General features: G+C 60.3%; 1 protein-coding gene and 1 pseudogene. One reads left to right on the top strand and one right to left on the bottom strand.

From position 1 onward, the window contains the following. A pseudogene (locus V6C16_RS12685) lies at window positions 1-661 on the bottom strand (hypothetical protein); the annotation flags it as partial. A 120-nt stretch (window positions 662-781) separates the two neighbouring features. Between V6C16_RS12685 and V6C16_RS12680 the strand changes: the two are divergent. Then, window positions 782-1,646, top strand: an 865-nt coding sequence (locus V6C16_RS12680; protein ID WP_333543378.1) for a glycosyltransferase, incomplete at its 3' end; no start/stop codon positions are given.

The following is a 1,646-nucleotide window of genomic DNA, read 5'->3' as shown; positions in this document are numbered from 1 at the left end:
CAAGCAGGTCTTCAAGGCTGGCTTTGCCGTCAAGATACAGGCTGTCCAGCAGTACCGGATGGCCGTCGGGCGGCACAAGGGCGGCCGATGCCCAGCCAAGGTTGCCGCTTATGCTGTCGCCGGGTTTTGCCTCCAGATCGCATTGCAGGTCTTCAATGACGAGGCTGGAATTTTCCGCACCCTGAATGCGTACGTCCCCTTGTTGCACGGTCAGGCGACAGCGGCCGGGCAAAAGGCCGCCCTGTCCGCTGCCGCTGCCCAGAAGGTTTTTTATATCCATATCCGGGCTGAGGGGAACGGAAACCGTGCCGCTGACGCGGGGGCGCAGCAAGGAGATGTTGCGGGGTTCCAGGCGGCCCTGCAAAAGGGCGAGGAAATCTGGTCTGAGGGTGGCGTACGCCGTGGTGAACTGCCAGTCTTCACCCGTAATGGTCATGGTGCTGACGGCCAGCGCGGGAACAGGCAGCAGCGCAACGTTGACGGCCTCCACGGTGATATTCAGGCCGGTGCGGGCGTTCAGTTCCTTGATAAAATGCCCGGTGAGGGCTTCGGGGTTGCGCTGCAAAAGGTAAAAGGCCCCTGCCGTCAAGGCCGACAGCAGGAGGAAAAGCGCCAGAAATATGCGCGCGAAAAGGCGTAGTCGGCGGGCATTCAGAAGCATGGTGCAGTCTCGTATCTTGACGCCGCAGGGCGTCAAGGCTAGGTTTCAAACCTATTGTATCTTGGCGCTGTTGGCAACTGTCCGCATGCAAAAGGCTTCTTTGACAATCGCCGGGGGAACATGCAAAAAATCTTATGGCTGGGCAGCCCTTTTTTTGGCACGGAACTGCGCTCCTGCGGCTGGCAGGATGCGGCCCTGCACAACTTTGATTCCGACCAGGTGTTCGGCTGGCGTGACCTGGTAGGCATTGCGGGCTTTGTACCCGACGTGCTGGTTGTGGCTGATAAAAGCCGCCCGCCCTTTGTGCTCGGGGTGGAAAATTTTCCCTGCCTGACGGTTCATTACTGCGTTGATTCGCATATTCACAGTTGGCAGCCTTTTTATGCCCAGGCTTTTGATGTTTGCCTCGTATCGTTGCGCGACCATCTTGTGCGCTTTTCCGGCCCTTTTCTTGAGCGGGAGCGTGTGTGGTGGTCGCCGCCTTTTGCTCATGAGCAGGACCAGCCCGATCCTGACGCCCAGCCCGTGTGGGATTGTCTTTTTGTAGGCACAGTTTCGCCGGAAATGCCCCGGCGTGCGGATTTTCTGCGCCGCCTTGGCGAGCGGCTTCCCGGCCTGCACGTTGCTCGGGGCAACTATCGCCGGCTTTTTCCCCAGGGGCGTGTGCTGCTCAATCACTGCGAGCACGGGGACCTGAATTTCAGGGTTTTTGAGGCTCTTGGCTGTGGGGGCTGTCTGGTGACGCCCCGGGTGGGACACGGCCTGGCCGATCTTTTTGTGGACGGCGAGCACCTCGTGGGCTATGCCCCCGATGACGTGGGAGATGCGGAGTTTCGCATCAGGTTTCTGCTTGAGCACCCCGATGTTGCGGCTCATATCAGGGCAACGGGGCTGGCCGAGGTCAATGCCCGCCACCGCGCCCGGCACAGGGCGCAGACCTTTACCGACGGCCTGTGCGATCTGTGGATGCAGGGACACGAAGCCC

It is taken from the genome of Desulfovibrio sp. 1188_IL3213 (assembly GCF_036763145.1).
Classification (GTDB): domain Bacteria; phylum Desulfobacterota; class Desulfovibrionia; order Desulfovibrionales; family Desulfovibrionaceae; genus Desulfovibrio.
This window is presented reverse-complemented; position numbering and strand designations above follow the sequence as displayed.